Consider the following 25,943-nt stretch of genomic DNA (forward strand, 5'->3'; position numbering starts at 1 on the left):
GAATGAACGCAACCCTGCTGATCGAACTCCTGACCGAGGAGCTGCCGCCCAAGGCGCTGCCGCGTCTGGCCGCCAGTTTCGCCCAGACCGTTACCGAAGAACTGAAGAAGATGCAGTTCGTCGCCGCCGACGCCGAGGCGGTGGTTTACGCTTCGCCGCGCCGCCTGGCGCTGCAGCTGCCGGGCGCGCTCGCCGTGCAGCCGGACCAGCACATCACCCGCCAGGGCCCGGCCGCCGCGGCCGGCATGAAGGATGGCCAGCCGACGCCGGCGCTGGCCGGCTTCGCCCGCTCCTGCGGCGTGGACGTGTCCGAACTGGCCATCGTCAACAACGGCAAGCAAGACGTGTACGCCTACTCCAGCACCAAGGCCGGCGAAGCGCTGTCTTCGGTGCTGGCCGAGGTGGTGTCGCTGGCGCTGAAGAAGCTGCCGGTGCCCAAGCTGATGCGCTGGGGCGATTCCGACGTGCAATTCGTCCGTCCGGTGCATGGCCTGATCATGCTGCACGGCGACCAGGTGATTGCAGGCGAAGTGCTGGGCCTGAAGAGCGGCAATGCCACTCGCGGCCACCGCTTCCTGTCCGAGGGCGAGGTCGTCATCGCCCATGCCGACGGCTACGCCCGCGCGCTGCATGAAAGCGGCAAGGTCATCGCCAGCTTCCAGGCGCGCCGCGAGCTGATCGGCCACAAGCTGACCGAGGCCGCCGCCAAGCTGGGCGCCACCATCGCCGCCCCGGACGAGCTGTACGACGAAGTGACTGCGCTGGTGGAATGGCCGGTGGTGCTGGAGGCCGGTTTCGAGGCCGAATTCCTCAATGTGCCGCAAGAATGCCTGATTCTGACCATGCAGCAGAACCAGAAATACTTCCCGCTGCTGGACGCGCAAGGCAAGCTGATGAACCGCTTCCTCTTGGTGTCCAATGTGGAGACGGCCGATCCGTCCTTCATCGTCGGCGGCAACGAACGCGTGCTGCGCGCCCGCTTGTCGGACGCCAAGTTCTTCTTCGAGCAGGACAAGAAGCACCGCCTGGACAGCCGCCTGCCGCGCCTGGCCAATGTGGTGTACCACAACAAGATCGGCACCCAGCTGGAGCGTGTTGAGCGTCTGCAGAGCATCGCCGGCGCCATCGCCCATCAACTGGGCGCCGACACCGCGCAGGCCGCCCGCGCCGCCTATCTGGCCAAGGCCGACCTGGTGACCGACATGGTGGGCGAGTTCCCTGAGCTGCAAGGCATCATGGGCATGTATTACGCCCAGCACGACGGCGAAAACGCCGAAGTGGCCGCCGCCATCGAGGGTCACTACCATCCGCGTTTCGCCGGCGACACGCTGCCGGAAAGCAAGATCGCCACCGCCGTGGCCTTGGCCGACAAGCTGGAAGCCGTCGTCGGCATCTGGGGCATAGGCCTGATCCCGACCGGCGACAAGGACCCGTTCGCCTTGCGCCGCGCCGCGCTGGGCGTGGTGCGGATGGCGTTGGAAGCCGATCTGGACCTGAAGCAGCTGCTGGCCATCGTGGCCGAAGGCTTCCCGGCCGGCAAGCTGTCCGCCAATGTGGCCGAAGAAGTGTTCGGCTTCATGATGGACCGCCTGAAGAACTACCTGGCCGCCGATTGCAAGGGCGATGAAATCGACGCCGTGCTGGCGCTGCAGCCCAGCCGCCTGCACGAAGTGCGCGCCGTGCTGGCCGCCGTGGCGCAGTTCAAGGCGCTGCCGGAAGCCGCCGCGCTGGCTGCCGCCAACAAGCGCGTCAACAACATCCTGAAGAAGGCGGAAGGCGCAATCGGCTCGGTGGACGCCGCGCTGCTGCAAGAAGCCGCCGAACAGGCGCTGTACGCCGCGGTGCAGGATCTGGCCCCGGCGGTGGAAGCCAAGTTCGCCGCCCACGACTTCGCCGGCGCGCTGTCGCAGCTGGCCAGCCTGAAGGCGCCGGTGGACGCCTTCTTCGACGGCGTGATGGTGATGGCCGAGGACGCCAAAGTCCGCGCCAACCGCATCGCGCTGTTGGCCAGCCTGGCCGCGCTGTTCAACCGCGTGGCGGACATCTCGCTGCTGGCTGAGTAAGGGTAGGGCGGAAGCCCGGCTTGGCCGGGCGTTCCGCCAAGCTTCCAGTCGGCAAGAGTACGAATGGCGGAACGTCCAAAGGAGGCATCCGCCCTATCATGCCAAAGCCCCTCTTCCCTTGCGGGAGAGGGGTTGGGGAGAGGGGAACGGCGGAACGCCCCTGCGGGGCTTCCGCCCTACTAATTGGGGGAAGCGTGAAACTTGTCATTCTCGACCGCGACGGCGTGATCAACGAAGACCGAGACGACTACGTCAAGAACACCACCGAATGGGTGCCGATCGAGCACAGCCTGGAAGCGATCGCCAACCTGACCCAGTCCGGCTGGCGCGTGGTGGTGGCCACCAATCAATCCGGCATCGCCCGCGGCCTGTTCGACATGCATGCGCTCAACGCCATGCATGAGAAAATGCATCGCCTGGTCGGCCAGGCGGGCGGCCGCATCGACGCGGTGGTGTTCTGTCCGCATGGCCCGGACCATGGCTGCGAATGCCGCAAGCCGCTGCCGGGCATGGTGCTGGAGATCGCCGAGCGCTTCAACGCCAAGCTGCAAGGCTTGCCCATGATAGGCGACAGCCTGCGCGATCTGGAGGCCATTTCCGCCGTCGGCGGCCTGCCCATGCTGGTGAAGACCGGCAAGGGCGGCAAGACGCTGGCCAAGGGCGGCCTGCCTGAGAGCACGCTGGTGTTCAACGACCTGTACGATGCCGCCGAGCATCTGATCAACCATTTCGAGGCTCAACGCTAAGCATGATCAGTTTGTGGATACGCAATCTGCTGTACTGGCTGGTGCTGATGATCGCCACGCCCTTGTTCCTGACCTTGTTGATTCTGGCCGCTCCGCTGCCGCGCCGCAGCCGCCACATATTCGGCGTCAGCTGGGCGCTGACCCTGCTGTGGATGCTGGAGCATGTGATAGGCCTGAAATACAAGGTGATAGGCCGCGAGAACATTCCAGCCGAGCCTTCCATCATCGCCTCCAAGCATCAATCGGGCTGGGAAACGCTGTCTTTGCAGAAGATCTTCCCCTGGCAGGTGTATGTGGCCAAGCGCGAGCTGACCTGGATTCCCTTCTTCGGCTGGGGCCTGGTGCTGATGAACCCCATCATCATCAACCGCTCCGACCGCGCCGGCTCCAACCAGCGGCTGTTGCAGCAGGGCCTGGAACGCAAGCGGCACGGTTTCTGGATCACCGTTTTCCCGGAAGGCACCCGCACCAAGCCGGGCGCGCCGGGCAAGTACAAGCTGGGCGCGGCGCGCATGGCCAAGCAGTTCGACATGCCCATGGTGCCGGTGGCGCACAATGCGGGCGAGTTCTGGCCGCGCAACGCCTTCCTGAAATATCCGGGCGAAATCACCGTGATCATCGGCCAGGCGATTCATCCGACCGAAGACGCCGGACCGGAATCGATGATGGCCCAAGCCGAAGCCTGGATCGAGGCTCGCCAGCGCGAGATCGGCGGCGTGGGCCCGTTTGCCGACCCTGATGAAAAACGACAACGTCTGGCGCCGCCTGCCTCTGCCTGACGGCGATGCGCCGGTGGTGCTGATCCGCCGCCGGCGCAAGAGCATAGGCATCAAGGTGCAAAACGGCGTGGTGGAACTGATCGCCGCGCCGGAGGTCAGTCTAATTAGGCTTAACCAGGTGCTGGAGCTGCGGCGCGACTGGATCGTCGGCCATCTGCTGCGCCAGCGCGATCAGCTGGCGGCCGGCGAGGATCTTTCCACCGCCAGGCTGCAAGGCGAGGCGCTGACGGTGAAGCTCGCCGGCGGCGCGCGCAAAACCGCCAAGCGGGAAGGCTCCAACCTGCTGGTGTTCGGCGTGCAGGCCGGCGACGCCGCGGCCTTGAAGGCGGTGGCGGCCAAATTCCTGAAACGCGAGGCGGCTATATTGTTTCCGGCCCGGCTGATCGCCCTGGCGGCGGCTTGCCGGCGCAAACCGACCGGATTGCAGTTGTCGTCCGCCCGTTCGCGCTGGGGCAGTTGCACCAGCGATGGCCGCATCCGGCTGAACTGGCGCTTGATCCAGGCGCCGCCTGCGGTGATCGATTATGTGATCGCCCATGAACTGGCCCATCTGGAACACATGAACCATTCGCCGGCCTTTTGGGCGGAGACGGAGCGTCTCCATCCGGGCTGGCGCGAGGCGCGCCGCTGGCTGAAACAGCATGGCGGCGGCTTGTTTGTCTTTGATTGATAGGATACTGAATATGCGAATGCTCCATACCATGCTGCGCGTCGGCAACCTTGAACGCTCTCTGGCTTTCTATCAGGAAGTGCTGGGCATGAAGCTGCTGCGCCGCAACGACTTCCCGGAAGGCCGCTTCACGCTGGCTTTCGTCGGCTATGGCGAAGAGGACAGCAATACCGTGCTGGAGCTGACTCATAACTGGGACACCGAATCCTACGAACTGGGCAATGGCTACGGCCATATCGCTATTGAAGTGGCCGACGCTTACGCCGCCTGTGACATGGCCCGCGCCAAGGGCGGCAAGGTGACGCGCGAAGCCGGCCCGATGAAGCACGGCACCACCGTGATCGCCTTCATCGAGGATCCGGACGGCTACAAGATCGAATTCATCCAGAAGGGCAGCCGCTAAGTCCTTCGGCGCCGTTTGGCGCCGACCGTACGGACCGGCACCCGGAGCCCGGTCCGTGATTCACTCACAACCGGGGCGCACTTTGCGGCATCGCGCCGCGTCTTTATCTTTTGGGCGACTGCCCAATGGGAAAATCCATGAGCAAGAAACTGTTTGCCGCGACCGCGCTGCTTGTTGCGCCGGTCGTGGCCCGCGCGGCTGATCTGGACGGCGCCGCGCTGGGCCTTGTCTGGGCGGTGCCGTTCGCCGGCATCCTGCTGTCCATCGCCTTGTTTCCCATGCTGGCGCCTGGCGTCTGGCATCATCATTTCGGCAAGATCACCGCGGCCTGGACCGCGCTGTTCCTGGCGCCGTTCGCCGTCGCCTTCGGCCTGGGCCATGCCGGCGCGCTGGTGTTGCATGCGCTGGTGACCGAATACATTCCCTTCATCGCGCTGTTGTTCGCGCTGTACACCGTGTCCGGCGGCATTCTGGTGTGGGGCTCGCTGCATGGTTCGCCCAAGCTCAATACCGGCATCCTGGCCATCGGCACCTTGCTGGCATCCATCATGGGCACCACCGGCGCGGCCATGCTGCTGATCCGCCCCTTGCTGCGCGCCAACGAGGGCCGCAAGCATAATGTGCACGTGGTGGTGTTCTTCATCTTCCTGGTGGCCAATGTGGGCGGCGGCTTGACGCCATTGGGCGATCCGCCGCTGTTCCTCGGCTTTCTCAAGGGCGTGACGTTCGGCTGGACCTTTGTCCATATGCTGGCGCCGGTGGCGACGCTGGCGGCTATCCTGCTGACGGTGTTTTATTTCCTCGACCGCCACCTGTTCGCCAAGGAAGCCCGGGAGGGCACGCTCAAGCCGGTGGACCGCAGCAAGGACAGGCCGCTCAAGCTGCACGGCAAGCGCAATTTCTGGCTGCTGGCCGGCGTGGTCGGCGCGGTGTTGCTGTCCGGCCTGTGGAAGCCAGGCATCGTCTTCGAGTTGCCCGGCGCGCATCTGGAGCTGCAAAACCTGCTGCGCGACCTGGCGCTGATCGCCCTGGCCTTCGTGTCGCTGTGGATCACGCCCAAGCCGGTGCGGGCCGGCAATGAATTCAACTGGCTGCCGATTCTGGAAGTGGGCAAGCTGTTCGCCGGCATCTTCATCACCATCGCGCCGGTGATCGCCATCTTGCGCGCCGGCGACCACGGCGCCCTGGCCGCGCTGGTGAGGGCCGTGTCCGGCCCGGAAAGCGAGCCGCTGGAGATCATGTATTTCTGGATGACCGGCATCCTGTCCAGCTTCCTGGACAATGCGCCGACCTATCTGGTGTTCTTCAATCTGGCCTCTGGAGACGCCGCCACCATGATGGGGCCGCTGGCCGACACCTTGTTGGCCATCTCGATGGGCGCGGTGTTCATGGGAGCTATGACCTATATCGGCAACGCGCCGAACTTCATGGTCAAGGCCATCGCCGAGCACCGCCATGTCAAGATGCCGGGCTTCTTCGGCTATATGCTGTGGTCCGGCGCGGTGTTGCTGCCGTGCTTTTTGGTGCTGTCGGTGTTGTTCTTCTGACCGAGGCGCCGATAGAAAAAGCCCGTCGCAATTGCGGCGGGCTTTTTGGTTTGGAACCGCGATCAGGCTTCCGACAGCGCCGGCTTTGGTTCCGGCTGCGGCGCCGGACGGGCCAGCAAGGCCTTCCAGCGCACGCAGGCGGAGATCAGTATTGCCAGGCCCAAGGCCAGCATCACGATGGAGATGCCGGCGTTGAACAGGTTGTAGCCCTTGGCGGCCGGGTTGAGGTAAACGTTCTTAACCATCCAGTAGCCGGCATAGTTGACGGTGACGTACAGGTAGGCCAGCGGCACCAGGCAGGTCAGCATATAGCTGCGCTTGTGCGACAGCCGCAGGATGATGGTGGCGCCGATGATCAGGCCGATGGAGGCCATCAGCTGGTTGGACACGCCGAACAGTGCCCACACCGAGTTGATGTCGCCGGAGTTGAGCAGATAACCCCACATCACGCAGGCCACAACGGAGGCGCCGATGGCGCCGGGCATCCAGTCGGTGCGTTTCAGCGGCGCCCACAGGTCGCCGACGAAGTCCTGGATCAGGTAGCGGGCGACGCGGGTGCCGGAATCGATGGCGGTGAGGATGAACACCGCCTCGAACATCACCATGAACTGGAAGAAATAAGACGCCAGGTTATGGAACCACGGGATGCGGGTGAAGATGTCCGCCATGCCCACGGCCAGCGTCACCGCGCCGCCGGTGCGGCCGTACAGGTCTAGGCCGATTTCCTCGGACAGCTTGGGCAGATTCACCACCTCCATGCCCAGGGTGTGGAATACGGCCGGTGCGGAGTTGATGGCGAAGTAATCGGCCGGGTGCAGCGCGGTAGCGGCGATCAAGGCCATCACGCCCACCACGCATTCGGCCAGCATGGCGCCGAAGCCCACCGGCAGGATGTCGCTCCATTTGTCGATCTGCTTGGGCGTGGTGCCGGAGCCGATGAAGGCGTGGAAGCCGGAGATCGCGCCGCAGGCGATGGTGATGGAGATGAAGGGCCATACCGGGCCGGACAGCACCGGGCCGCCGCCGTGGATGAACTGGGTCACCGCCGGGAACTGGATCTGCGGGTTGATGAACACCACGCCGACCACCAGCAAGCCGAACACGCCTATCTTCATGAAGCTGGACAAGCAGGCGCGCGGCGTCAGCAGCATCCATACCGGCAGGGCGGTGGCGAAGAAGGCGTAGATCGGCAGCAGCAGCGACACGGTGGACGCCTTCAGCGACAGCCATTCGCCGAAGGCGGTGTGCTGGATATAGGGGCCGGCGAACACGCAGGCCATGATGGCGGCGATGCCGACATAGCTGGCGTTCTTCATGCTGCCGGTCATCCGTTCCCACAGACCCACGCCGATGGCGATGGGGATGGTCATGAACACGGCGAAGGCGCCCCAAGGATTGCGCTCCAGCGCGTGCACCACCACCATGGACAGACCGGCCATGGTGATGGTGATGATGAACAGCATGGCCAGGCCGGTGCACCAGCCGGCCAGCGGGCCGAGCTCGGCCTTGGCCACTTCGGACAGCGACTTGCCATGGTGTTTCATCGAGGCGAACAGCACCACGGTGTCGTGCACCGCTCCGCCGATCACACAGCCTATCAGCAGCCAGATCATGCTGGGCAGGTAGCCGTACTGGGCGGCCAGCACCGGACCCACCAGCGGGCCGGCGGCGGCGATGGCGGCGAAGTGGCCGCCGAAGGCCACCCACTTGCTGGTGGGCACGTAGTCCTTGCCGTCTTTCAGTTCGTGGGAGGGGGTGACTGCGCTATCGTCGACGCCCAGCACCTTGCGCGTGAAGAACACCCCGTACAGGCGGTAGCAGATCGCAAGAATGCACAGGCTGCCGATCACAAAACTCAATGCGTGATCCATGATGGTGGCTCCGGTGAAATCGTGGCTTCACCTTACGCCTTGAAAGATGGGGGCGGGGCAGCTGCTTGAGTCAGCGGCAATATGGCGGTGCGAGCGGCGGCAATGGGACCGCGAGCGGCTCAGGGTTGCCAATCCTGATACGGCGAATGGACCTTGGCGTAGGCCTTTTGCAGCTCGCCGCTGGCGCGCGCCGCGCGTATCGCGCGGCTGATCGCCTGGTTGACGAAGTCGCCGCGGCGGTTGCAGGACATGAACAGCACGTCGGGAAAATCGTCGAAATGCTCGCGATGGATATAGTTGAGCCCATTCTTGCGCACCAGATAGTCGGCCTCCTCTTGGGCCCACAGCACGGCGTCCACTCTGCCCAGGTTCAGCTGCTTCAGCGACAGTTCCAGATTGACCACGCTCTTGGTGGGAAAGCCCCAGTTCACCGGCGGCGCCTCCACGTCATACCGGGCGAGATTGGCGGAGCGCAGGATGTCGATCTTGCGCAGCGGCTTGGCTTTATTGGAGTAGAGCACGAAGGTGACCTTGCCCATCATCTCGTGGGAAAACTGGTAAGGCGTGGCGCTGTCGGCGTTGTCGCGCACCTTCATGATGGGAAAACGAAAATCGGCCCCGCGGTCGTCGGTGTCCAGATAGACGCGCTTGACCGGCTTGATCTCGAAGCTGATCTTGCCGTCAGGGTAATGGCGGGCAATGGTTTTCAACAGTTCGGCGAAGGGGCCGGACTCGCTGTTTTCCAGCACCTGCGGCAGAAACACGGCGATGCCGTGCAGGTCTGGCGCATCCACCCTGGATGCGGTTTCCGGCGTGATCGTGCCGTTGCAGGCCCAGGCCTGCGTCGCGGCCAGCGTCAGCAATGTGCGGATGGATTTGTGCGCGCTCATGGGCTCCCCTGGCAGCCATGCTTCTCATTTCGCGCCTGGCATGCCGAGGCGCTTGCTGATTTGGGTGTAGCGCAGGGCTGGGGCGCGCGTTAGGCGGGAATCCCCAAGGCCTCCTTCAGCGGTTTGAGGAAGCGCCGGCTGACCGGCAGCGAGCGGCCGGCATGGGTGACGATGTCGGCCGCGCCGTTGTCGCCCAGGCGGATTTCGCGGATGGCGCGCAGATTAACCAGATGCTGGCGATGGCAGCGGAACAGGCCGCTGCGCTCCTCGAAGGTGCGCAGGGTCAGCTCGGTGAAGTGCTCGCGGCCGTCGCCGGCCTGCACGAACACGCCGCTGACGCGCGAGGACACGAACTCCACCTCGGCCAGCGGCAATAGCACGATGCGGTTGACGCCATGGCAGGGCACCACCTCCAGCGGCGCCAGCGCCAGGGCAGCCAACGGCTGCGGCGAGGCGTCGCGGCGCAGCCTGTCCAGCGTCTTGGCCAGCCGTTGCGGGTCCACCGGCTTGAGCAGGTAGTCGAAGGCATGTTCTTCGAAGGCCTGGATGGCGTAATCGTCGAAGGCGGTGACGAACACCACGCGCGGCATCCGCTCCGGGTCCAGCATGGCCAGCATTTCCAGGCCGCTGAGGCGCGGCATCTGGATGTCCAGAAACACCACGTCCGGCCGCTGGCGATGGATGCAGGCGATGGCCTCGATGGCGTTGCCGCACTCGCCGTCGATGAGGAAGTCGGGGTGCGCGGCCAGGCACGCGCGCAACTCGTCGCGCGCCAGCGGCTCGTCGTCCACCAGCAGGGTTTTCAGCATGGCGTTTCTCCCGCGCAGGGCACGCTCAGCATCACTCGCGTATATTGATCGGGGACGCACTCCACCGAGACTCCGAAACCCGCGCCGTAGCGCGCGCGGATGCGGCGGTCCACCAGCGACATGCCCAGGCCGTCGCTCTTGCCCTTGGGCGCGTACAGGCCGGCGTTGTCTTCCACCGTCACCGTGAGCGCGCCGCTGCCACAGCGGGCGGCGATGCGGATGCGGCCCGGCTCCAGCAATTGCGAAGCGCCGTGCTTGATGGCGTTTTCCACGATGGGCTGCAGCGAGAAGGCCGGCAGCTCGACATGGCGCGCCGCTTCGGCCAGGTCGATATCCACTTGCAGCCGCCCGGCGAAACGCGCCTCCTCGATGCGCAGATAGGCGCTGACGTGCTCGATCTCGTCGTCCAGCGTGGCCAGCTCGCTGGGCCGCTTGAGGTTTTTGCGGAAGAAGGTGGACAGATATTGCACCAGCCGGCGCGCGTGTTCCGGGTCGCGGCGGATCACCGCCGACAGGGTATTGAGCGCGTTGAACAGGAAGTGCGGGTTCACCTGCGCGTGCAGGAGCTTGATCTCGGTCTGCGCCAACAGCTGTTTTTGCTGGTCGTAGCGGCCTTGCAGTATCTGGCTGGACAGCAGGCGGGCGATGCCTTCGCCCAGCATCAGGTTGATGTGCGAGATCAGCTTGCTGCGCGGTTCGTACAACTTGATGGTGCCTATCACCCGCTCGTCCTCGCCGCGCAGCGGAATCACCAGTGAGGACGCCAGCTTGCATTGCGGATGCAGCGAGCAGCGGTAGGGCGTTTCCACGCCATCGGCGTACACCACCTGATTGCTTTCGATGGCGCGATGGGTGTGCGGAGAAGTGATGGCCGAACCGGGCAGGTGGTGGTCGTCGCCGATGCCGATGAAGGCCAGCAGCCGCTCTCTATCAGTGATGGCCACGGCGCCGACGCCGAGTTCTTCGTACAGGATGCGCGCCACGGTCATGCTGTTTTCGCGGTTGAAGCCCTGGCGCAGCACGCCCTCGGCGCGGGCGGCGATGCGCAGCGCCTTGCTGGAGAAGGTGGAGGAATAGCGGGTGGCCAAGGCGCGCCGATCCAGCAGGATGCGCATGAACATGCCGGCGCCCAGCGTATTGGCTATCATCATCGGCAGCGCGATGTTTTCCACCAGATGCTCGGCGGCATGGTAGGGGCGCACCAGCGCCAGCAGGATGGCCATCTGGCAGATTTCCGCCGCCAGCGCGCTCGCGGCCACGGTCAGCGGGTCGAACAGCTTGGCGCGCTTGCCGCGCCGCACCAGATACCAATGCGCCAGCCCGCCCAGCAGGCCCTCCACCATGGTGGAGATCATGCAGGCGCCGGCGGTGATCCCGCCCAGGGAATAGCGGTGCAGTCCGCCGGTGAAACCCACCGCCAAGCCCACCCACGGCCCGCCCAGCATGCCGCCGAGCACCGCGCCGATGGCGCGGGTATTGGCGATGGAGTCGTCGATATGCAGGCCAAAATAGCTGCCCATGATGCAAAACATCGAAAACACCACATAGCACACCAGTTTGTGCGGCAGGCGCAGCGTCGCCTGGGTCAGCGGCATGAATAGCGGCGTTTTGGACAGCAGATAGGCGATCACCAGGTAGACGCACATCTGCTGCAACAGCGACAGCACCAGGGAGAGTTCGACAAGCATGGGGAGGCGAATGGGTTCGAATGCGGACAGTTTAGCGGCGGCCGGCGCGCCGCGGCTTTGTCCTGGCGCAAGGGTGGACAGCCAGAGGCGGCGCCGGCTGCCGCTTGCCGTCTTGGCCGCGGCCCAGCCGAGGAGATGCCATGCCAAGGGCGAGCCGCGTCAACAGATCGGACCAGCGCCTATGCTATGCTGTGGCCGTCGCGGCGGCATGCCGCGGCCCGCGATCGTGCCCGCGCAAACGGCACCGTGTTCTGGAACCATCGTATGAGCAAAAGCATCATTTCCGACATGGACGGCGTGATTTATCGGGGCAAGCAGTTGATCCCCGGCGCGCGAGAATTCATCCAGCGCCTGGTCGACAGCCAGACGCCTTTCCTGTTCCTGACCAACAACGCCGAGCAGACGCCGCTGGATCTGCGCTTGAAGCTGGAAGGGCTGGGCATTTCCGGCCTGACCGAAGACAACTTCATCACCAGCGCCATGGCCACGGCGATGTTCCTGAAAAGCCAGACCCGCAAGGCCATGCCGACCGCTTACGTGGTGGGCGGCGCGGGGCTGATCAACGAGCTCTACAACGTCGGCTTCTCGATTTCCGAATCCCACCCCGATTACGTGGTGGTGGCTAAGTCGCAAACCTTCAGCTTCGAGCAGATCAAGAAGGCGGTGCGCTTCATCGACCAGGGCGCCAAGTTCATCGGCACCAATCCGGACATGATCGATCCGATCGAAGGCGGCGGCTACGAGCCGGCCGCCGGCACGCTGCTGGCCGCCATCGAGGCGGCCACCGGCAAGAAGCCCTACATCGTCGGCAAGCCCAATTCGCTGATGATGATGCTGGCCACGCGCAAGTTGGGCGTGCATCCGGAAGACGCGGTGATGATAGGCGACCGCATGGACACCGACATCGTGGGCGGCCTGGAAGCCGGCATGTGCACGGCGCTGGTGCTGTCGGGCGTGTCCACTCGCGAATCGATGGAGCAATTCCCGTATCAGCCGGACCATGTGTTCAACAGCGTGGCCGACATCGATCCGCATGTGCTGTAAAAGGGAGTGACAGCACGTTGTCAGCAGCAGGGGAATAGTCTGTGCGGGCGCCGGTCTCTGGTGGGACCGGATCCGCTCAACAGAAAGGAACCGCGATGATGACTGCTTCCCTCAAACCGAATCTGCAGCTGCTGTATGTTTCGGACATTCAACGCTCCACCATGTTTTACCGCCAGCTTCTGCAAGCCGCGCCGGTATTTGTCAGCCCGCGCTACGTGGCTTTCTCCGCCGGCGGCGAAGCCTTGTTCGCCTTGTGGAGCGGCGGCGGCGAGCCCGACGCGCAAGCGCCGCGCTATAGCGAAATCGGCATCATGCTGCCCGGCGGCGACGCGGTGGACCGGGTGTATGAAGCATGGAAAAAACATCCGGACGTCCGCATCGTGCAAGCGCCGCACACGGCGGTGTTTGGCCGCACCTTCGTGGCGGCCGATCCGGACGGCCATTGGATCCGGGTGTGCCCGCTGGACTGAGCCGGGCGGGCCGAGATCAGGATCGCGGGGGCGCGGGGCGCTCCCGTTTTGCTGTTTCTGTTTCGAAGAAAGCCTTATGCGCAAAGCCGATCGCCTGTTTCAACTGGTCAATCTGATCCGCGCCCACCAGCCGGTTACCGCCGCGCGGCTGGCCGAGCGGCTGGAGGTGTCGGTGCGCACCGTTTACCGCTATATCGACGATCTGTCGCAAAGCGGCATTCCGGTGTATGGCGAGGCCGGCGTCGGCTATGCCTTGGACCGCGATTACGCCCTGCCGCCCTTGAACCTGACGCGGGACGAGCTGGAGGCGTTGACGCTGTCGGTGGCGATGCTGTCCCGCTCGACCGGCCATTCGCTGTCGATGGCTGCGCGCTCCCTGCAAGCCAAGCTGGAGGCGGCTCTGCCGCAGGAGATCAAGGCCATGGGCGCATCGCCGATCCGCTCGCTGGCGCCGCCTTTGACCGAGCGGCAGAAGGCCGATTGGGATCGGCTGCGCGAGGCGATACAGACGCGGCAAGCGCTGCGCATGGTGTACCGCAGCAAGTCCGGCGAAGACAGCGAGCGCGACGTGCTGCCGCTGGGGCTGTTCGATTGGGGCGGCGTGTGGACGCTGGGCGCATGGTGCGCCTTGCGCAAGGATTACCGCAATTTCCGTTTTGACCTGATTCAGCGCATTTCCCTGTCTGACAGGGCTGAGCTGGCGGACCTGTCGATCTCATTCGACGCCTATGTGGAGGCGCAGAGAGGAAGACGAGTGGGCGCATAAGGCGAGGCCGGGTACGGAGGGGTGGGTTCGTCCGGCGTTCGCAATGATGCGCAGCGGCCTGGCTGGGCTGCGCAAGGTCAAAAATACGCTAATGTAGATTTTACTTGTCAAAAATATGCTTTTGACAAATTTATAACGCTGCTAGTATTCGCTCTTTGTTTGCCCGCTGCCGCGGAACGCAAGCGGCAGTCGGGCTGAATACGATGGAGCGCGCATGAAAAAAATTTTGGCATTGGCTTTGTCCTGCGGTTTTGCCCTGGCCGGGCAGGCCGCCACCACCACGCCTGTGGTCAATCTGGAGAGCGCCGGCGTCATCGCCAGCGGCAATACGGTCAATCTGTACCGGGTGCCTAGCCTGGACGCGGCGGGCAAGACCCATTATTCCGATGTTGTCTTGACCCTGCCGGTGGATAAGAACGGCGCGATAGGCAAGCCTATGCAGACCGTCAAGCCTTCGGCCAGCCCGCAGGGCTTGCAGTTCGTCGCCGGCAACTATGTCGGCAGCAGCGGCGCCCAGTGTTCGGTCACCACTTCCGCGCTGGCGGATGGGCGGCAGCAAGGCGCGCTCAGTTGCCGACCGTCTGTCGGCGGCTTCTCCACCGGACTCGCAGTCAACTGGGTGAGTGGTCCGTTGGCGGGCCACCCTTACGAAGTGGATCTCACCAAAGCGGGCATTGATCAGATCGCCGGCCGGGCGTCCTACTCCTGGGGGGTGATCAACGATCGCAGCGGCGGTTGGTATTATTGTTTCAATACCGGCGACATCGTCAGCGCGGTGCAGTCCGGGCGGCAAATCGCCCTCAATGTCTATGGGCGGGGCAATATCGTGAAGTGCGGCGATGTATTCACGCTGAGCGCGCCTTGATGGTTGAGCGCGGATGAAAAAAAGCCGTCGCCTGTTTCGAGGCGGCGGCTTTTTCATTTCGGCAGCAAAGTCGGGCTTAGCGCTGCGGCTGCGCCTCGCTGACCAGCTTGCGCACCTTGGCCACATCCGCTGCGGCCACCGGGCTGGCGGCATTGCCCCAGCTTTGGCGCATATAGCTCAGCACATCGGCTACTTCCTGGTCGCTCATCTGCTGGGCGTAGCCCGGCATGCTGTATTCCCAGGATTGGTGATGGGTGCGGGCGTTGACGCCGCCTTCCAGCACCACGCGGATCAGCGAGGTGGCGTCGCGCGCCATCACTGCCGAGCTGCCGGCCAAGGTCGGCACCACGCGGTCGTGTCCCTGGCCGTTGGCCTGGTGGCAGGTGGCGCAGTTCTCGAAGAACAGCGTAGCGCCGGTGCGCACCGGGGCCACATCGGCCGCGCCGGCGCCCGGCAGGCTCTTGATGTAGACGGCGATGGCGCTGAGATCCGCCGCATTGATGTGCTGGCTGCTGTAGTGCACCACTTCCGCCATCGGGCCGAAGGCGGCGGTGTAGCGGTTGCGGCCGGTTTGCAGGTATTCCACCAGCTCCTCGGCCGACCAGCCGCCCAGTCCTTCGCGCTTGTCGGCGGTCAGGTTGCCGGCGAACCAGCCCGCCAGCTGCGAACCGGTCAGATAGCCCGGTTTCTTCTCGCTCAGCGCCACTTCCTGGAAGGCCACGCCGCGCGGCGTGTGGCAGGTGCCGCAGTGGGCCATGCCTTGCACCAGATAGGCGCCGCGGTTCCATTCGGCGCTCTTGGCTGCGTCGGCCTGGTATGGGCTGTCGTCATGGAACACCCAGCGCCACAGCGTCAGCGGCCAGCGCATCGACAAAGGCCAGGGAATGTCGCTGTCGCGGTTGGCCTGCTTGACCGGTTCCACGCCGTGCATGAAGTAGGCGTAGAGGTCGCGCATGTCGGCGTCGTTGATGCGGGCGAAGGAGGTGTAGGGCATGGCCGGATACAGCGAGTGGCCCTGCTTGGCCACGCCCTGGCGCAGCGCGCGGGCGAACTCTTCATAGCTGTATTCGCCGATGCCGGTTTCCTTGTCCGGGGTGATATTGGTGGAGTACACCTTGCCCACCGGCGTGTCCATGGCCAGGCCGCCGGCGTTTTCCTTGCCCTGAGGGGCGGTGTGACAGGCGATGCAGTCGGAAACGCGCGCCAGATAGCCGCCGCGGCGCACGCTGTCGGTGTCCACATTGGCCTGCGCCGCTTGCGCGGCGGCGGCCAAGAGGGCCGCCAGGCCCAGGGTTTTGATCATCTTCATCACGGTATCCTGTTATTTCAGCTCGTTGACGGCGCGCCATGCCTGATCGATGGCGGCGTGGGTGTACGGGTTCCAGTCGGAGTCGGAGTTGGCGATCGTCACATTGCCGGCCGGACGGCGGGCGGTGGTGATGATGCGTTTGGACTCGTCTTCGTCGTCGTACATCGAGTTGAGGAAGTAGGAATAACCGTGCGACCAGCGATTCACCGTGATGGCGGCGATGTCGCGGTTGTGGTCGAAACCGGTGGGGCCGAGGATCCGCTGCAACTGGCCGCGTATCATGTTTTCATGCTCGGAGAAGGGCATGGCCAGCAGCTTGGCGCGGCCCATGCGCCACTGGGTGCGCGGGTCCAGATTGGAGCCGGCGATGGTGGGCACGTAAACCATGTGCAGGCACATCGGCTCGGACGGCTTGCGCGGATGCTGGTAGCCGCCGATGTCCACCGGGTAGTCCATCTTGATGCGGCTATAGGGCATGGACGGGCAATACAGCTCGTGCACGCCCAACTTCATGAAGCTTTCCCAGTTTTTCAGCACCACCTTGGTGTAGACCAGAGGGGCCTTCACGTTCAGCGCCAGCGCCTGTTTCTGGTCGTTTTCCAGTTCCGGCATGATGTGCGGAATCATCATGTTGTAACAGGCCATCACCACGTGGCGGCCTTGCACGCGATGCAGCTGGCCGCCCTTGTCCAGATAGCCGACGTCCACCGGGCCCTTGGCGTTTTCCACGCGCACCACGGTGCTGTTCAGCCGCAGCCGCACCGGGTTGGCCGGCAGGTCCAGCTTGCTGTAGTCGAAGCGGGCCAGCACGATGTCGTTCATGTCCTTGCCCGGCGCCGCTTGCGGGATCATCTTGCGCACCAGGAGGCGGGCGATGGAGGCGTTGCCGTCCGGGAAGTGGTAGATGTAGGGGTCGCGCAGCTCGGCTTCGGCCTCGGCGCTGATCTTGCCCAAGCCGGCCACGCCGTGGAAGCCCGGCAGGTCCAGATTGCGGGCGTCCAGCGCCGGCAGGCCGTCTATGCCCACTGCCTGGAAGTCGTTGCTGCGCGACTGGAAGAAGCGGATGGCGATGGGGCTCAGGCCGACATGGCGCGACAGGTAGGCGCTGTAGCTGATCTTGGCCAGATAAGCCTCGCGCTTGTTCTTGGGCATGTCGCCCAGGTAGTCGCGCTTGCTGGTGTGCAGGTCTATCAGCGCGTCGCGGTCCTTCTTCGACATCGGGAAGTCGTTGATGAAGTCGCGGATCTGGCGCGCGTTCAGGCGCTTGGGATCGATGTCGTCCGCCACCTGCAGATAGGGGTCGCCGCCGACGGTCTTGTCGACGCCGAAGTCTTCCTTATTGAAGAACACGCCGCGCGACAGCTTGAGGTCGGGGTAGAAGTTGCGGTGGAAGTGGCTGGCCAGGCCATCGATGTCGATGGTCAGCTCCTTCATCAGCGCCAGCGCTTCCTTGCTGTACACGTGCTTGGGCGATTGCAGCGATTCGGTGCCGCCATAGCCCAGCATGAAACGGTTGCCCACCTGGAACTCGTTGCGCTTGGCGTGGCCGCCGAAGTCGTCGTGGTTGTCCAGGATCAGCACCTTGGCCTGCGGGTGCTGCTTGCGGTAGTAATGCGCGGCCGCGAGGCCGCTGATGCCGCCGCCGACCACCACCAGATCATACTTTTCCTCTACCTTCTGGCCGGACAGATTGAAGGCGTGATGGGCCCGGCCCAGCTTGTGGGCGTTTTCAAACGAGCCATCGTGATTGCCGCGCAATCCGGTTAGAGAGGGAGGGTAGTAACTGGCGCTGATCTGACGGGGTGCGGCACGGAGAATTTCCAGCGGTGTGAGCCCGGCAGCCACCGTCAACGCGAAACCATTGAGAAAGTCTCGGCGGGTAATAGACATGGCTTTTCCTGATGTTGTTGCAATGAATCAGCAGCCTCTGCGGGCTGTCTGAACCCACATTATAACAAATTGATTAATTGATGCCGTTAAATGATAACGGAATGTCAATTTGTTTTCTAAATTATTAATTTAATTGAACGGAATGGGCGCGAGGCGGCGCGGGGGAGAGGCTCAAGCCAGTTGCGGATGTAAAAAGACCCGGCGTGGCCGGGCCTCTGGGCGGGTTGGCAAAGCGCGCGCTCAGCGAGGCGCTTCGTACCAGCCCTTGCTCGCATTTACCGCCTTTACCACCAGCAGCATGGCCGGCACTTCCACCAGCACGCCGACCACGGTGGCGAGCGCCGCGCCGGAGTGGAAGCCGAACAGGCTGATGGCGGCGGCGACCGCCAATTCGAAGAAGTTGGACGCGCCTATCAGCGCCGACGGGCAGGCCACGCAGTGTTGTTCGCCGGCCTGCTTGTTCAGCCAGTAAGCCAGGGCCGAATTAAAGAACACCTGGATCAGGATGGGCACGGCCAAGAGCGCGATCACCAGCGGCTGGCGCAGGATGGCTTCGCCCTGGAAGGCGAACAGCAGCACCAGCGTCGCCAGCAGCGCCGTTATCGACCATGGGCCTATCCTGGCCATGGCGGCGTCGAAGGCGGCCTGGCCCCTGGCCAGCAGCGCCTTGCGCCACAGCTGCGCCAGGATGACGGGGATCAGGATGTAAAGGATGACCGAGGCCAGCAGCGTGTCCCACGGCACAGTGATGGCCGAGATGCCCAGCAGCAGGCCGACGATGGGCGCGAAGGCGAACAGCATGATGGCGTCGTTCAGCGCCACTTGCGACAGCGTGAACAGCGGATCGCCGTTGCTGAGCCGGCTCCAGACGAACACCATGGCGGTGCAGGGCGCGGCGGCCAGCAGGATCAGGCCGGCGATATAGCTGTCCAGCTGTTCGGCGGGCAGCCAGGGGGCGAACAGCTGGCGGATGAACAGCCAGCCCAGCAGCGCCATCGAAAACGGCTTGACCAGCCAGTTGATCAGCAGCGTGACGGCGATGCCGCGCACATGCTGCTTCACCTGATGCAGCGCGCCAAAGTCCACCTTCATCAGCATCGGGATGATCATCACCCAGATCAGCGCGCCGACCGGCAGGTTGACCTGGGCGATTTCCAGCCGGCCTATTGCTTGGAACAGGCCGGGCGCCCATTGGCCCAGGGCCACGCCGGCGGCGATGCAGAGCAGCACCCAGACTGTCAGGTAGCGTTCGAACCCACCCAGCGCCGAGTTTTGAGCGGCCGGCGCTGCGGCCGTGTTTTGACGGGTAGCCATGATGTCTCCTCAGAGGCCCAGCGCTTCGCGCACGGCCGGCACCAGCCGGGCGCGGATGTCGTCGCGCACGCGGATGAAGCTGTCCAGCGGCTCGCCGTGCGGGTCGTGAAAACCGACATGGATGCGTTTGACCGGCCGCGGGAAAATCGGGCAGCTTTCCCTGGCGTTGTCGCAGACGCTGACCACCAGGTCGATGTCTTCGCGCATCACCGCTTCCACTTGCTTGGGGTACAGATCGTCGGTGGGCAGGCCGGCCAGGCGCAGGGCCTCGATGGCGCCGTCGGCGACCTTGGGCTGCGGCGCGGTGCCGGCGGACAGCGCGCGCGCCAGGCCCGCCAGCTCATGGTTGAGGATGGCTTCGCCCATCTGCGAGCGGCAGGAATTGCCAGTGCACAGCACCAGCACGGTTTTCAGTCGGCTCATGATTGGGGTTCTCCTTTCGCGCTTGCCGCGTTTCGCGGCGAACAGGCGGACGCGCTCGGCAGGCAGGGCTGGCCCTGGCAGCAATTGCGGGTGAGGAAGCCGAGCAGGGCGTCCATGGTTTCGAATTCGGCGAAATAGCGGATGAAGCGGCTTTCCCGCTCGCTCCTGACCAGCTGGACGCGGCTCAGATGCGATAGGTGGAAAGACAGCGTGGCGGCGGGCAGGCCCAGCTTTTCAGCGATGGCGCTGGCTATCATGCCCTGATGGCCGGCTTCGACCAACAGGCGGTAGATGGACAGCCGGGACTCATGTCCCAGGGCGGCCAGGCGTTCGGCGGCGGTTAATGTTTCCATATTTCCATTATTATGGAAATGTTGATGAATGCCAAGCGCGAAACGCGAGACCGGCATTCCTGCCGGCTTCTTTCCGCAATGGCGGCTTAAAGCCTAAGCGGCGGGCGCGCTTGCCGTTTTCTCCAAAAAACCACAATGGCGCCCGGCTTTGCCGGGAGCGGGCCAGGCTGGCCGCTGGCGAACATGGCAATGACACGCCGCGCATCTGTATGTTTTGACTGCCCTTGTCATATTGACGAACTCAAGCATTCACTCTAAAGTGATTTTATAAAAATAATTGGTCTTACCAATTTACAAAGGAAGCCATGAAGACGCCTGCCGACGTTTACCTGTTCGGCACCTGTCTGCTCGACCTATTCCTGCCGGAGGCTGGCCTGGACGCCATCGCCCTGCTGGAAGGCCTGGGCGTGCGGGTGCATTTCCCCCAGGCCCAGAGTTGCTGCGGCCAGCCGGCCTATACCAGCGGCCATCCCAAGGAGGCGCTGGCGGTGGCGCGCGCGCAGCTGGCCTGTTTTGCCGAGGACTGGCCGGTGGTGGTGCCGTCCGGCTCCTGCGGCGGCATGATCAAGCATCACTGGCCCAAGCTGTTCGCCGGCGAGGCGGACGAAATGGAGGCCTGTTCCATCGCGGCGCGAGTGGTGGAATTTTCCGACTTCCTGCTCAATCACCTGGATTGGCGGCCGCAAGACCTGGGAGCGCCGCTCAAGGTGGCGGTGCACACCTCCTGTTCGGCGCGGCGCGAGATGGACGTCCACAAAAGCAGCTGGGCGCTGGTGGACAGGCTGCAGAACGTCGAGCGCGTGGTGCACGATCATGAGTCCGAGTGCTGCGGTTTCGGCGGCACGTTTTCCATCAAGCACCCCGACATCTCCGGCGCCATGGTGAGCGACAAGGCCCAATCCCTGCAGGACAGCGGCGCGATGGCGTTCGTCACCGCCGACGGCGGCTGCCTGCTCAACATTAACGGCAAGCTCGGCCAGTGCGGCAGCGCTTTCAAGGGCCAGCATCTGGCCAGCTTTCTGCTGCAGCGCACCGGAGGCAAGCGATGAGCGTGCGCGCCTCCATTCTGCAAAAGCTGCGCGCCGCGCCGCGCCAGGAACTCGCGCGGCCCGATCTGGCCGGCCACTTCCAGCGTTTTGGCGGCCGGGAAGATGAAATCGCCCGCCTGCGCCATTGGGCGGCGATGATGCGTTCGGTGAAAACCGACATCCTGTGGACGCGCGAGGCGGAGTGGGACGCGGCCTTGGCCGGCTGGCTGGCCGCGCATCCGCAAGACTCGCTGCTGTTGTCCGACACCGCGCATGGCCGGCGGCTGGCGCATAGCCTCGAGGGCGTAGACAAAGCGCCGCGCATAGTCTGCTTCGACCGCGAGGTGGATGGCTGGAAGGCGGAACTGTTCGATATGGCGGCCGGCTTCACCGCCGTTCGCTGCGGCATCGCCGCCACCGGCACGCTGGTTCTGTGGCCGGACGAGGCCGAGCCGCGCACCATGAGCCTGGTGCCGCCGCTGCACATCGCGCTGTTCGACGCCGCCACGTTGTACCCGGACTTCTATTCGGCGATGCAGGGCGAGAATTGGGCCGCCGGCATGCCCACCAACGCGCTGCTGATTTCCGGCCCATCCAAGACCGCGGACATCCAGCAAACGCTGGCCTACGGCGCGCATGGCCCGCGCGACCTGCTGGTGCTGGCGCTGCTGCCGCCGCATATCGCCATCCATGACGTGGAAGGAGAGGCGCGATGAGCGAGAGCAAGATCACCGTTTATCCATCGCGCGCCTTCAAGGACAACGCCAGGCTGGCGCTGACCGACGCCAAGCTGCGGCAAAGCCTGCGCGGCTCGATGGATTTCCTGATGGCCAAGCGGCTGGCGGCGTTTCCCGATGAAGCAGAGCTGTCCGCGCTGCGCACGCTGGGCGAAGGCATACGCCAGCGCTGCCTGTCGCGGCTGCCGGACTTGCTGGAGCAGCTGGAAGACAAGCTCACGGCTAACGGCGTGAAAGTGCACTGGGCCGAGACGGCAGAGGAGGCCAACCGCATTATCCACGGCATCGTCGCCGGCAGGCAGGGCAAGCTGATGGTCAAGGGCAAATCCATGGTCAGCGAGGAGGTGGAGCTCAACCATTACCTGGCCGAGCAGGGGGTGGAGGCGGTGGAGAGCGATATGGGCGAGTACATCGTCCAGCTGGCCGGCGAGAAGCCTACCCACATCATCATGCCGGCCATACACAAGACCAAGCAGGACATCGCCCAACTGTTTCACGAGCAACTGCCGGACACGCCCTACACCGAGGACGTGGACGCGCTGATCCAGATCGGCCGCCGCGTATTGCGGCGCAAGTTCCTGGACGCCGACGTCGGCTTGTCCGGCGTCAACTTCGCCGTGGCCGAAACCGGCACCTTGTGCCTGGTGGAGAACGAGGGCAACGGCCGCATGTGCACCACGGTGCCGGATGTGCACGTCGCCATCACCGGCATTGAGAAGGTGGTGGAAAAGCTGGAGGACGTGGTCCCGCTGTACAGCCTGCTCACCCGCTCCGCCATCGGCCAGCCCATCACCACTTATTTCAATATGATCAGCGGTCCGCGCAGGGCGGGCGAGAAGGACGGCCCGCGCGAAGTGCACCTGGTGCTGCTGGATAATGGCCGCAGCCAGGCCTACGCCGACGAACAGCTGCGCAAGACGCTGCAATGCATACGCTGCGGCGCTTGCATGAACCACTGCCCGGTCTACACCCGCATCGGCGGCCACGCTTACGGCACCACCTATCCGGGGCCGATAGGCGAGATCATCTCGCCGCATCTGATGGGACTGGAAAACACCAGCGACTTGCCCACCGCGTCCAGCCTGTGCGGCGCCTGCGGCGAGGTGTGTCCGGTGCGGATTCCGATTCCGGAGATGCTGATGCGGCTGCGCGAGGAGAGCCAACGCCCGGCCGGCGAGCGGGTGGCGCATCCGCTGCGCGGCCAGGGCGCGGCGGCCAGCGGCGCGGAACGCATGGCCTGGGCCGGATGGCGGCTGGTCAACGCCTCGCCCAATCTGTACCGGATGTTCGGCTGGGCGGCCACGCGCTTGCGCAAGCACGCGCCCAAGAACCAGCTGGGCTGGACGCAAAACCACCTGCCGCTGACGCCTGCGCCCAAAACGCTGCATGAACTGGTGCGCGAGCGTGAAGCGGGCAAGGGGAAATCCGCATGACGCCTGCCCACGCCGATTTTCTGCAGGATCTGCGCCAGACGATGCCGGCGACGCGCATTTTCACCGATCCGCTGTCCACGCTGGCCTACGGCACCGACGCCAGCTTCTATCGCTTGCGGCCGCAAATCGTCGCTCGGGTGGAGAGCGAAGGCGAGGTGGCGGAGCTGCTGCGTCTGGCCAGATTGCACCGTGTCGCCGTCACCTTCCGCGCCGCCGGCACCAGCTTGTCCGGCCAGGCGGTCAGCGATTCGGTGCTGGTTTTGCTGGGCGACGGCTTCAACCGCGGCGAGGTGCTGGACGGCGGCGCGCGCATCCGTCTCAAGCCCGGCATGATAGGCGCGCACGCCAACGCGATGCTGGCGCCGTTCGGCCGCAAGATCGGTCCCGATCCGGCGTCGATCAACACCGCCAAGATAGGCGGCATCGCCGCCAACAACTCCAGCGGCATGTGCTGCGGCACCCGCGACAACAGCTACCACACCATGCAGTCGATTCGGCTGCTGTTGCTGGACGGCGCGGCGCTGGATACCGCCGACGCGGCCAGCGTGGCGGCGTTTCGCGTATCTCATGCGGATCTGCTCGACGGCCTGGCGCAGCTGTCGCGCGAGCTGGCTGGCGATCCGGAACTGGCCGCACGCGTCAGACGCAAATACCGGCTGAAGAACACCACCGGCTACGGCATCAACGCCTTGCTGGACTTTGCCGACCCGGTGGACAAGCTGGCCCATTTGATGATCGGCTCGGAAGGCACCTTGGGCTTCATTTCCGAGATTACTTTCAATACGGTGGTGGAGCATCCGCAGCAGGCGTCGGCGCTGGTGTTGTTCGACGATCTGGAGCGCTGCTGCCGCGCGGTGTCGGCCTTGAGCGCCGAGCGCGACGCCTGCGGGGTGTCGGCGGTGGAGCTGATAGACAGCCGCAGCATCCGCGCGGTGCAGGGCAAGCCGGGGCTGCCGGATTTCCTGTATCAGCCGGTGGGGCCGGCCAGCGCCTGCCTGCTGATCGAGCTGCGCGCGGAAAGCGAGGCCAGGCTGGATGAAGGCTCGGCCCGGATCGAGACGCTGCTGGCCGGCTTTCATCCCAAAGTCTCCAGCGGCTTCAGCCGCGACGCGCGTGAATGCGCAAGCTACTGGGCCTTGCGCAAGGGGCTGTTTCCCGCGGTGGGCGCGGCGCGGCCGGTGGGCACCACGGTGGTGATAGAAGACGTGGCCTTTCCCATCCCGCAGTTGGCCGAAGGCGTGGCCAAGCTGACCGCCTTGTTTGATAGGCATGGCTACGAGGAGGCGCTGTTGTTCGGCCACGCGCTGGACGGCAATCTGCACTTCGTGTTCGCGCCCGGCTTTGAAAGCCCCGCCGAAGTGGCGCGCTACGACGCCTTCATGCAAGACGTCAGCAAGCTGGTGGCCGGAGAGTACGACGGTTCCTTGAAGGCGGAGCACGGCACCGGCCGCAATGTGGCGCCCTTCGTGCGCCAGGAGTGGGGCGATGCCGCCTGGAACATCATGCGCCGCATCAAGGCGCTGTTCGATCCGGAGGGCCTGCTCAACCCCGGCGTGATCATCACCGACAACGACAGGCTGCACCTGGAAAACCTCAAGCCGATGCCGGCGGCGGACGCGCTGGTGGACCGCTGCACCGAGTGCGGTTTTTGCGAGCCGGCCTGCCCCTCGCATGGCCTGACGCTGAGCCCGCGCCAGCGCATCGTCGCCTGGCGGCGTATCCGCCAGCTGGAGCGCGACGGCGAGGGGGCGAGGGAGCTGGCGGCGCTGAAGTCCGGCTACCGCTACCGCGCCATCGACACCTGCGCCGCCACCGGCATGTGCGCCACGCGCTGCCCGGTGGGCATCAACACCGGCCTGCTGATGAAGCAGCTGCAGGGCCCCAGCCGGCGTCCCGCCCTGGCCGGCTTCGCCGCGCGGCATATGGGCTGGATGACGGCGGCGGCGCGGACCGGCTTGCGGCTGGCGCATTTTGCCGGCGCGCGGCGCTTGAGCGCGCTGACGCGCCGCGCGCCGGGCGAGCGCAAGGTGATTCCGCTGATTCCAGCCAATCTGCCGCGCGCCGCCGCGCCGCTGCCCAGGCCGGGCGGCGAGGGCGAACCGGTGGTGCTGTTCGTCAGCTGCGTCAACCGGACCTTGGCCGAAGGCGAGGGCGGCGAGTCCGTCGCGGCGCACACCGTCAAGCTGCTGCGCCGCGCCGGCTTCGCGCCCGTCTATCCGCCAGGCCATGAGGGCTTGTGCTGCGGCCAGCCTTTCGCCTCGGCCAATGCGGCGGATGCGCTGGCCAGCAGCCAGGCGTCGCTGAATCAAGCCTTGCTGCAAGCGAGCGGGCAGGGCCGCCATCCGGTCTACCTCGACAACAGCCCGTGCGCGGCCCGCGTCAAGCAAGCGCAGGCCGAGGGCTTGCTGGACGCCCGGCTGCAGCTGTTCGACGCCGCCGGCTTCCTGGCGCAAAAGGTCTTGCCCAGGCTCGCCATCGCGCAAAAGCTTCCGCAGCTGGCGCTGCACATTCCCTGCAGCGCCACCGCCATGGGCGCGGCGGCCAGTCTGAAGCAGCTGGCGGCCAGTTGCTGCGACGAGTTGACGGTGCCGGACATCGCCTGCTGCGGCTTCGCCGGCGACAAGGGCTTCACCGTGCCGGAACTGAACGCCAACAGCCTGAGGAGACTGAAGCCGGCGCTGCCGGAAACTTGCCGCCATGGCGTGTCGATGAGCCGCACCTGCCAGATCGGCCTGAGCGAACACGGCGGCATTCCGTACCGCAGCATAGAAGCTCTGCTGGATTTTTGTACCACCCCCATCAACGGCCCGTCATGAAGGCCGCCTTTGCCACGATGAAGTCAACC

Annotated in this window: 23 protein-coding genes; 14 read left to right on the forward strand and 9 right to left on the reverse strand. The window is 64.9% G+C overall.

Features of this window, described 5'->3' with window-relative positions; genetic code table 11:
- Positions 1–2 precede the first annotated feature (2 nt).
- From glyS to NKT35_RS15935, 6 genes are all read left to right on the forward strand, one after another.
- A complete protein-coding gene (gene glyS / locus NKT35_RS15910) occupies positions 3–2,063 on the forward strand; it encodes a glycine--tRNA ligase subunit beta (RefSeq protein WP_254294732.1) in 2,061 nt (686 codons plus the stop codon).
- Between the two features lie 194 nt (positions 2,064–2,257).
- Positions 2,258–2,809 (forward strand): D-glycero-beta-D-manno-heptose 1,7-bisphosphate 7-phosphatase, encoded by a 552-nt coding sequence (gmhB, locus tag NKT35_RS15915; RefSeq protein WP_254294734.1) that lies wholly within the window; start codon positions 2,258–2,260, stop codon positions 2,807–2,809.
- A gap of 2 nt (positions 2,810–2,811) precedes the next feature.
- The gene (locus NKT35_RS15920; protein ID WP_254294736.1) at positions 2,812–3,588 is read left to right on the forward strand and encodes a lysophospholipid acyltransferase family protein; all 777 of its coding nucleotides are present in this window, start codon (positions 2,812–2,814) and stop codon (positions 3,586–3,588) included.
- On the forward strand, positions 3,548–4,258 hold the full coding sequence (locus NKT35_RS15925; RefSeq protein ID WP_254294738.1) for a M48 family metallopeptidase: 711 nt from the start codon (positions 3,548–3,550) through the stop codon (positions 4,256–4,258). The genes NKT35_RS15920 and NKT35_RS15925 overlap by 41 nt, the downstream gene beginning before the upstream one ends.
- A 13-nt stretch (positions 4,259–4,271) precedes the next feature.
- Complete coding sequence (gloA, locus tag NKT35_RS15930) at positions 4,272–4,661, forward strand: lactoylglutathione lyase (RefSeq protein WP_254294740.1); 390 nt, start codon at positions 4,272–4,274, stop codon at positions 4,659–4,661.
- Between the two features lie 137 nt (positions 4,662–4,798).
- Complete coding sequence (locus tag NKT35_RS15935) at positions 4,799–6,208, forward strand: sodium:proton antiporter (RefSeq protein ID WP_254294743.1); 1,410 nt, start codon at positions 4,799–4,801, stop codon at positions 6,206–6,208.
- 62 nt (positions 6,209–6,270) lie between these two features.
- On the opposite strand, the gene NKT35_RS15940 is transcribed toward NKT35_RS15935, so the two are convergent.
- From NKT35_RS15940 to NKT35_RS15955, 4 genes are all read right to left on the reverse strand, one after another.
- A complete protein-coding gene (locus tag NKT35_RS15940; protein WP_254294745.1) occupies positions 6,271–8,079 on the reverse strand; it encodes a carbon starvation CstA family protein in 1,809 nt (602 codons plus the stop codon).
- 119 nt (positions 8,080–8,198) lie between these two features.
- Positions 8,199–8,969 carry a type 2 periplasmic-binding domain-containing protein gene (locus NKT35_RS15945; protein ID WP_254294747.1) on the reverse strand — a complete coding sequence of 257 codons (771 nt, stop codon included), beginning with the start codon at positions 8,967–8,969 and terminating at the stop codon, positions 8,199–8,201.
- Between the two features lie 89 nt (positions 8,970–9,058).
- Positions 9,059–9,778, reverse strand: coding sequence for a two-component system response regulator BtsR (gene btsR / locus NKT35_RS15950; RefSeq protein ID WP_254294750.1), 720 nt, complete (start codon positions 9,776–9,778; stop codon positions 9,059–9,061).
- Complete coding sequence (locus tag NKT35_RS15955; protein ID WP_305883435.1) at positions 9,772–11,613, reverse strand: sensor histidine kinase; 1,842 nt, start codon at positions 11,611–11,613, stop codon at positions 9,772–9,774. The genes btsR and NKT35_RS15955 overlap by 7 nt, the downstream gene beginning before the upstream one ends.
- A 117-nt stretch (positions 11,614–11,730) precedes the next feature.
- Here NKT35_RS15955 and NKT35_RS15960 point away from each other — a divergent pair, with 117 nt between their 5' ends.
- The 4 genes from NKT35_RS15960 to NKT35_RS15975 all read left to right on the forward strand — a co-directional run bounded on the left by NKT35_RS15960 (position 11,731) and on the right by NKT35_RS15975 (position 14,611).
- Complete coding sequence (locus NKT35_RS15960; RefSeq protein ID WP_254294752.1) at positions 11,731–12,510, forward strand: HAD-IIA family hydrolase; 780 nt, start codon at positions 11,731–11,733, stop codon at positions 12,508–12,510.
- 95 nt (positions 12,511–12,605) lie between these two features.
- Positions 12,606–12,980 carry a VOC family protein gene (locus tag NKT35_RS15965; protein WP_254294753.1) on the forward strand — a complete coding sequence of 125 codons (375 nt, stop codon included), beginning with the start codon at positions 12,606–12,608 and terminating at the stop codon, positions 12,978–12,980.
- A gap of 76 nt (positions 12,981–13,056) precedes the next feature.
- Positions 13,057–13,746: a helix-turn-helix transcriptional regulator gene (locus NKT35_RS15970; protein WP_254294756.1), complete on the forward strand. Its 690-nt coding sequence runs from the start codon at positions 13,057–13,059 to the stop codon at positions 13,744–13,746.
- Between the two features lie 214 nt (positions 13,747–13,960).
- Positions 13,961–14,611: a hypothetical protein gene (locus NKT35_RS15975; protein WP_254294758.1), complete on the forward strand. Its 651-nt coding sequence runs from the start codon at positions 13,961–13,963 to the stop codon at positions 14,609–14,611.
- A 76-nt stretch (positions 14,612–14,687) separates the two neighbouring features.
- Here NKT35_RS15975 and NKT35_RS15980 read toward each other — a convergent pair whose 3' ends face one another.
- The 5 genes from NKT35_RS15980 to NKT35_RS16000 all read right to left on the reverse strand — a co-directional run bounded on the left by NKT35_RS15980 (position 14,688) and on the right by NKT35_RS16000 (position 19,900).
- Positions 14,688–15,920, reverse strand: a complete 1,233-nt coding sequence (locus NKT35_RS15980) for a cytochrome c (RefSeq protein ID WP_254294760.1) — start codon at positions 15,918–15,920, stop codon at positions 14,688–14,690.
- Between the two features lie 12 nt (positions 15,921–15,932).
- On the reverse strand, positions 15,933–17,810 hold the full coding sequence (locus NKT35_RS15985) for an NAD(P)/FAD-dependent oxidoreductase (protein WP_254294762.1): 1,878 nt from the start codon (positions 17,808–17,810) through the stop codon (positions 15,933–15,935).
- 240 nt (positions 17,811–18,050) lie between these two features.
- The gene (gene arsB, locus NKT35_RS15990) at positions 18,051–19,124 is read right to left on the reverse strand and encodes an ACR3 family arsenite efflux transporter (protein ID WP_254294764.1); all 1,074 of its coding nucleotides are present in this window, start codon (positions 19,122–19,124) and stop codon (positions 18,051–18,053) included.
- 9 nt (positions 19,125–19,133) lie between these two features.
- Entirely contained in the window at positions 19,134–19,547 is a 414-nt protein-coding gene (locus NKT35_RS15995) for an arsenate reductase ArsC (protein WP_254294766.1), read from the reverse strand.
- The gene (locus NKT35_RS16000) at positions 19,544–19,900 is read right to left on the reverse strand and encodes an ArsR/SmtB family transcription factor (RefSeq protein WP_254294773.1); all 357 of its coding nucleotides are present in this window, start codon (positions 19,898–19,900) and stop codon (positions 19,544–19,546) included. Before NKT35_RS16000 ends, NKT35_RS15995 begins: the two co-directional genes overlap by 4 nt.
- A 305-nt stretch (positions 19,901–20,205) precedes the next feature.
- On the opposite strand from NKT35_RS16000, the gene NKT35_RS16005 reads away from it, so the two are divergent.
- Genes NKT35_RS16005 through NKT35_RS16020 form a run of 4 tightly spaced genes read left to right on the forward strand, consistent with a single transcriptional unit; the run spans position 20,206 to position 25,914 of the window.
- Positions 20,206–20,949 carry a (Fe-S)-binding protein gene (locus tag NKT35_RS16005; RefSeq protein ID WP_254294780.1) on the forward strand — a complete coding sequence of 248 codons (744 nt, stop codon included), beginning with the start codon at positions 20,206–20,208 and terminating at the stop codon, positions 20,947–20,949.
- Positions 20,946–21,644 (forward strand): LutC/YkgG family protein, encoded by a 699-nt coding sequence (locus NKT35_RS16010; RefSeq protein ID WP_254294782.1) that lies wholly within the window; start codon positions 20,946–20,948, stop codon positions 21,642–21,644. Before NKT35_RS16005 ends, NKT35_RS16010 begins: the two co-directional genes overlap by 4 nt.
- Positions 21,641–23,098, forward strand: coding sequence for a LutB/LldF family L-lactate oxidation iron-sulfur protein (locus tag NKT35_RS16015; protein WP_254294791.1), 1,458 nt, complete (start codon positions 21,641–21,643; stop codon positions 23,096–23,098). Before NKT35_RS16010 ends, NKT35_RS16015 begins: the two co-directional genes overlap by 4 nt.
- Complete coding sequence (locus NKT35_RS16020; RefSeq protein WP_254294793.1) at positions 23,095–25,914, forward strand: FAD-binding and (Fe-S)-binding domain-containing protein; 2,820 nt, start codon at positions 23,095–23,097, stop codon at positions 25,912–25,914. The genes NKT35_RS16015 and NKT35_RS16020 overlap by 4 nt, the downstream gene beginning before the upstream one ends.
- Positions 25,915–25,943: the final 29 nt, after the last annotated feature.

The sequence above is a fragment of the Chromobacterium sp. IIBBL 290-4 genome (assembly GCF_024207115.1).
GTDB lineage: Bacteria > Pseudomonadota > Gammaproteobacteria > Burkholderiales > Chromobacteriaceae > Chromobacterium.

Excerpts from the sequence above, each read along its gene's own strand:
- glyS (WP_254294732.1), top strand. The coding sequence starts at position 3 with ATGAACGCAACCCTGCTGATCGAACTCCTGACCGAGGAGCTGCCGCCC.
- NKT35_RS15920 (WP_254294736.1), top strand. The coding sequence starts at position 2,812 with ATGATCAGTTTGTGGATACGCAATCTGCTGTACTGGCTGGTGCTGATG.
- NKT35_RS15925 (WP_254294738.1), top strand. The coding sequence starts at position 3,548 with ATGAAAAACGACAACGTCTGGCGCCGCCTGCCTCTGCCTGACGGCGAT.
- gloA (WP_254294740.1), top strand. The coding sequence starts at position 4,272 with ATGCGAATGCTCCATACCATGCTGCGCGTCGGCAACCTTGAACGCTCT.
- NKT35_RS15935 (WP_254294743.1), top strand. The coding sequence starts at position 4,799 with ATGAGCAAGAAACTGTTTGCCGCGACCGCGCTGCTTGTTGCGCCGGTC.
- NKT35_RS15940 (WP_254294745.1), bottom strand. The coding sequence starts at position 8,079 with ATGGATCACGCATTGAGTTTTGTGATCGGCAGCCTGTGCATTCTTGCG.
- NKT35_RS15945 (WP_254294747.1), bottom strand. The coding sequence starts at position 8,969 with ATGAGCGCGCACAAATCCATCCGCACATTGCTGACGCTGGCCGCGACG.
- btsR (WP_254294750.1), bottom strand. The coding sequence starts at position 9,778 with ATGCTGAAAACCCTGCTGGTGGACGACGAGCCGCTGGCGCGCGACGAG.
- NKT35_RS15960 (WP_254294752.1), top strand. The coding sequence starts at position 11,731 with ATGAGCAAAAGCATCATTTCCGACATGGACGGCGTGATTTATCGGGGC.
- NKT35_RS15965 (WP_254294753.1), top strand. The coding sequence starts at position 12,606 with ATGATGACTGCTTCCCTCAAACCGAATCTGCAGCTGCTGTATGTTTCG.
- NKT35_RS15970 (WP_254294756.1), top strand. The coding sequence starts at position 13,057 with ATGCGCAAAGCCGATCGCCTGTTTCAACTGGTCAATCTGATCCGCGCC.
- NKT35_RS15975 (WP_254294758.1), top strand. The coding sequence starts at position 13,961 with ATGAAAAAAATTTTGGCATTGGCTTTGTCCTGCGGTTTTGCCCTGGCC.
- NKT35_RS15980 (WP_254294760.1), bottom strand. The coding sequence starts at position 15,920 with ATGAAGATGATCAAAACCCTGGGCCTGGCGGCCCTCTTGGCCGCCGCC.
- NKT35_RS15985 (WP_254294762.1), bottom strand. The coding sequence starts at position 17,810 with ATGTCTATTACCCGCCGAGACTTTCTCAATGGTTTCGCGTTGACGGTG.
- arsB (WP_254294764.1), bottom strand. The coding sequence starts at position 19,124 with ATGGCTACCCGTCAAAACACGGCCGCAGCGCCGGCCGCTCAAAACTCG.
- NKT35_RS15995 (WP_254294766.1), bottom strand. The coding sequence starts at position 19,547 with ATGAGCCGACTGAAAACCGTGCTGGTGCTGTGCACTGGCAATTCCTGC.
- NKT35_RS16000 (WP_254294773.1), bottom strand. The coding sequence starts at position 19,900 with ATGGAAACATTAACCGCCGCCGAACGCCTGGCCGCCCTGGGACATGAG.
- NKT35_RS16005 (WP_254294780.1), top strand. The coding sequence starts at position 20,206 with ATGAAGACGCCTGCCGACGTTTACCTGTTCGGCACCTGTCTGCTCGAC.
- NKT35_RS16010 (WP_254294782.1), top strand. The coding sequence starts at position 20,946 with ATGAGCGTGCGCGCCTCCATTCTGCAAAAGCTGCGCGCCGCGCCGCGC.
- NKT35_RS16015 (WP_254294791.1), top strand. The coding sequence starts at position 21,641 with ATGAGCGAGAGCAAGATCACCGTTTATCCATCGCGCGCCTTCAAGGAC.
- NKT35_RS16020 (WP_254294793.1), top strand. The coding sequence starts at position 23,095 with ATGACGCCTGCCCACGCCGATTTTCTGCAGGATCTGCGCCAGACGATG.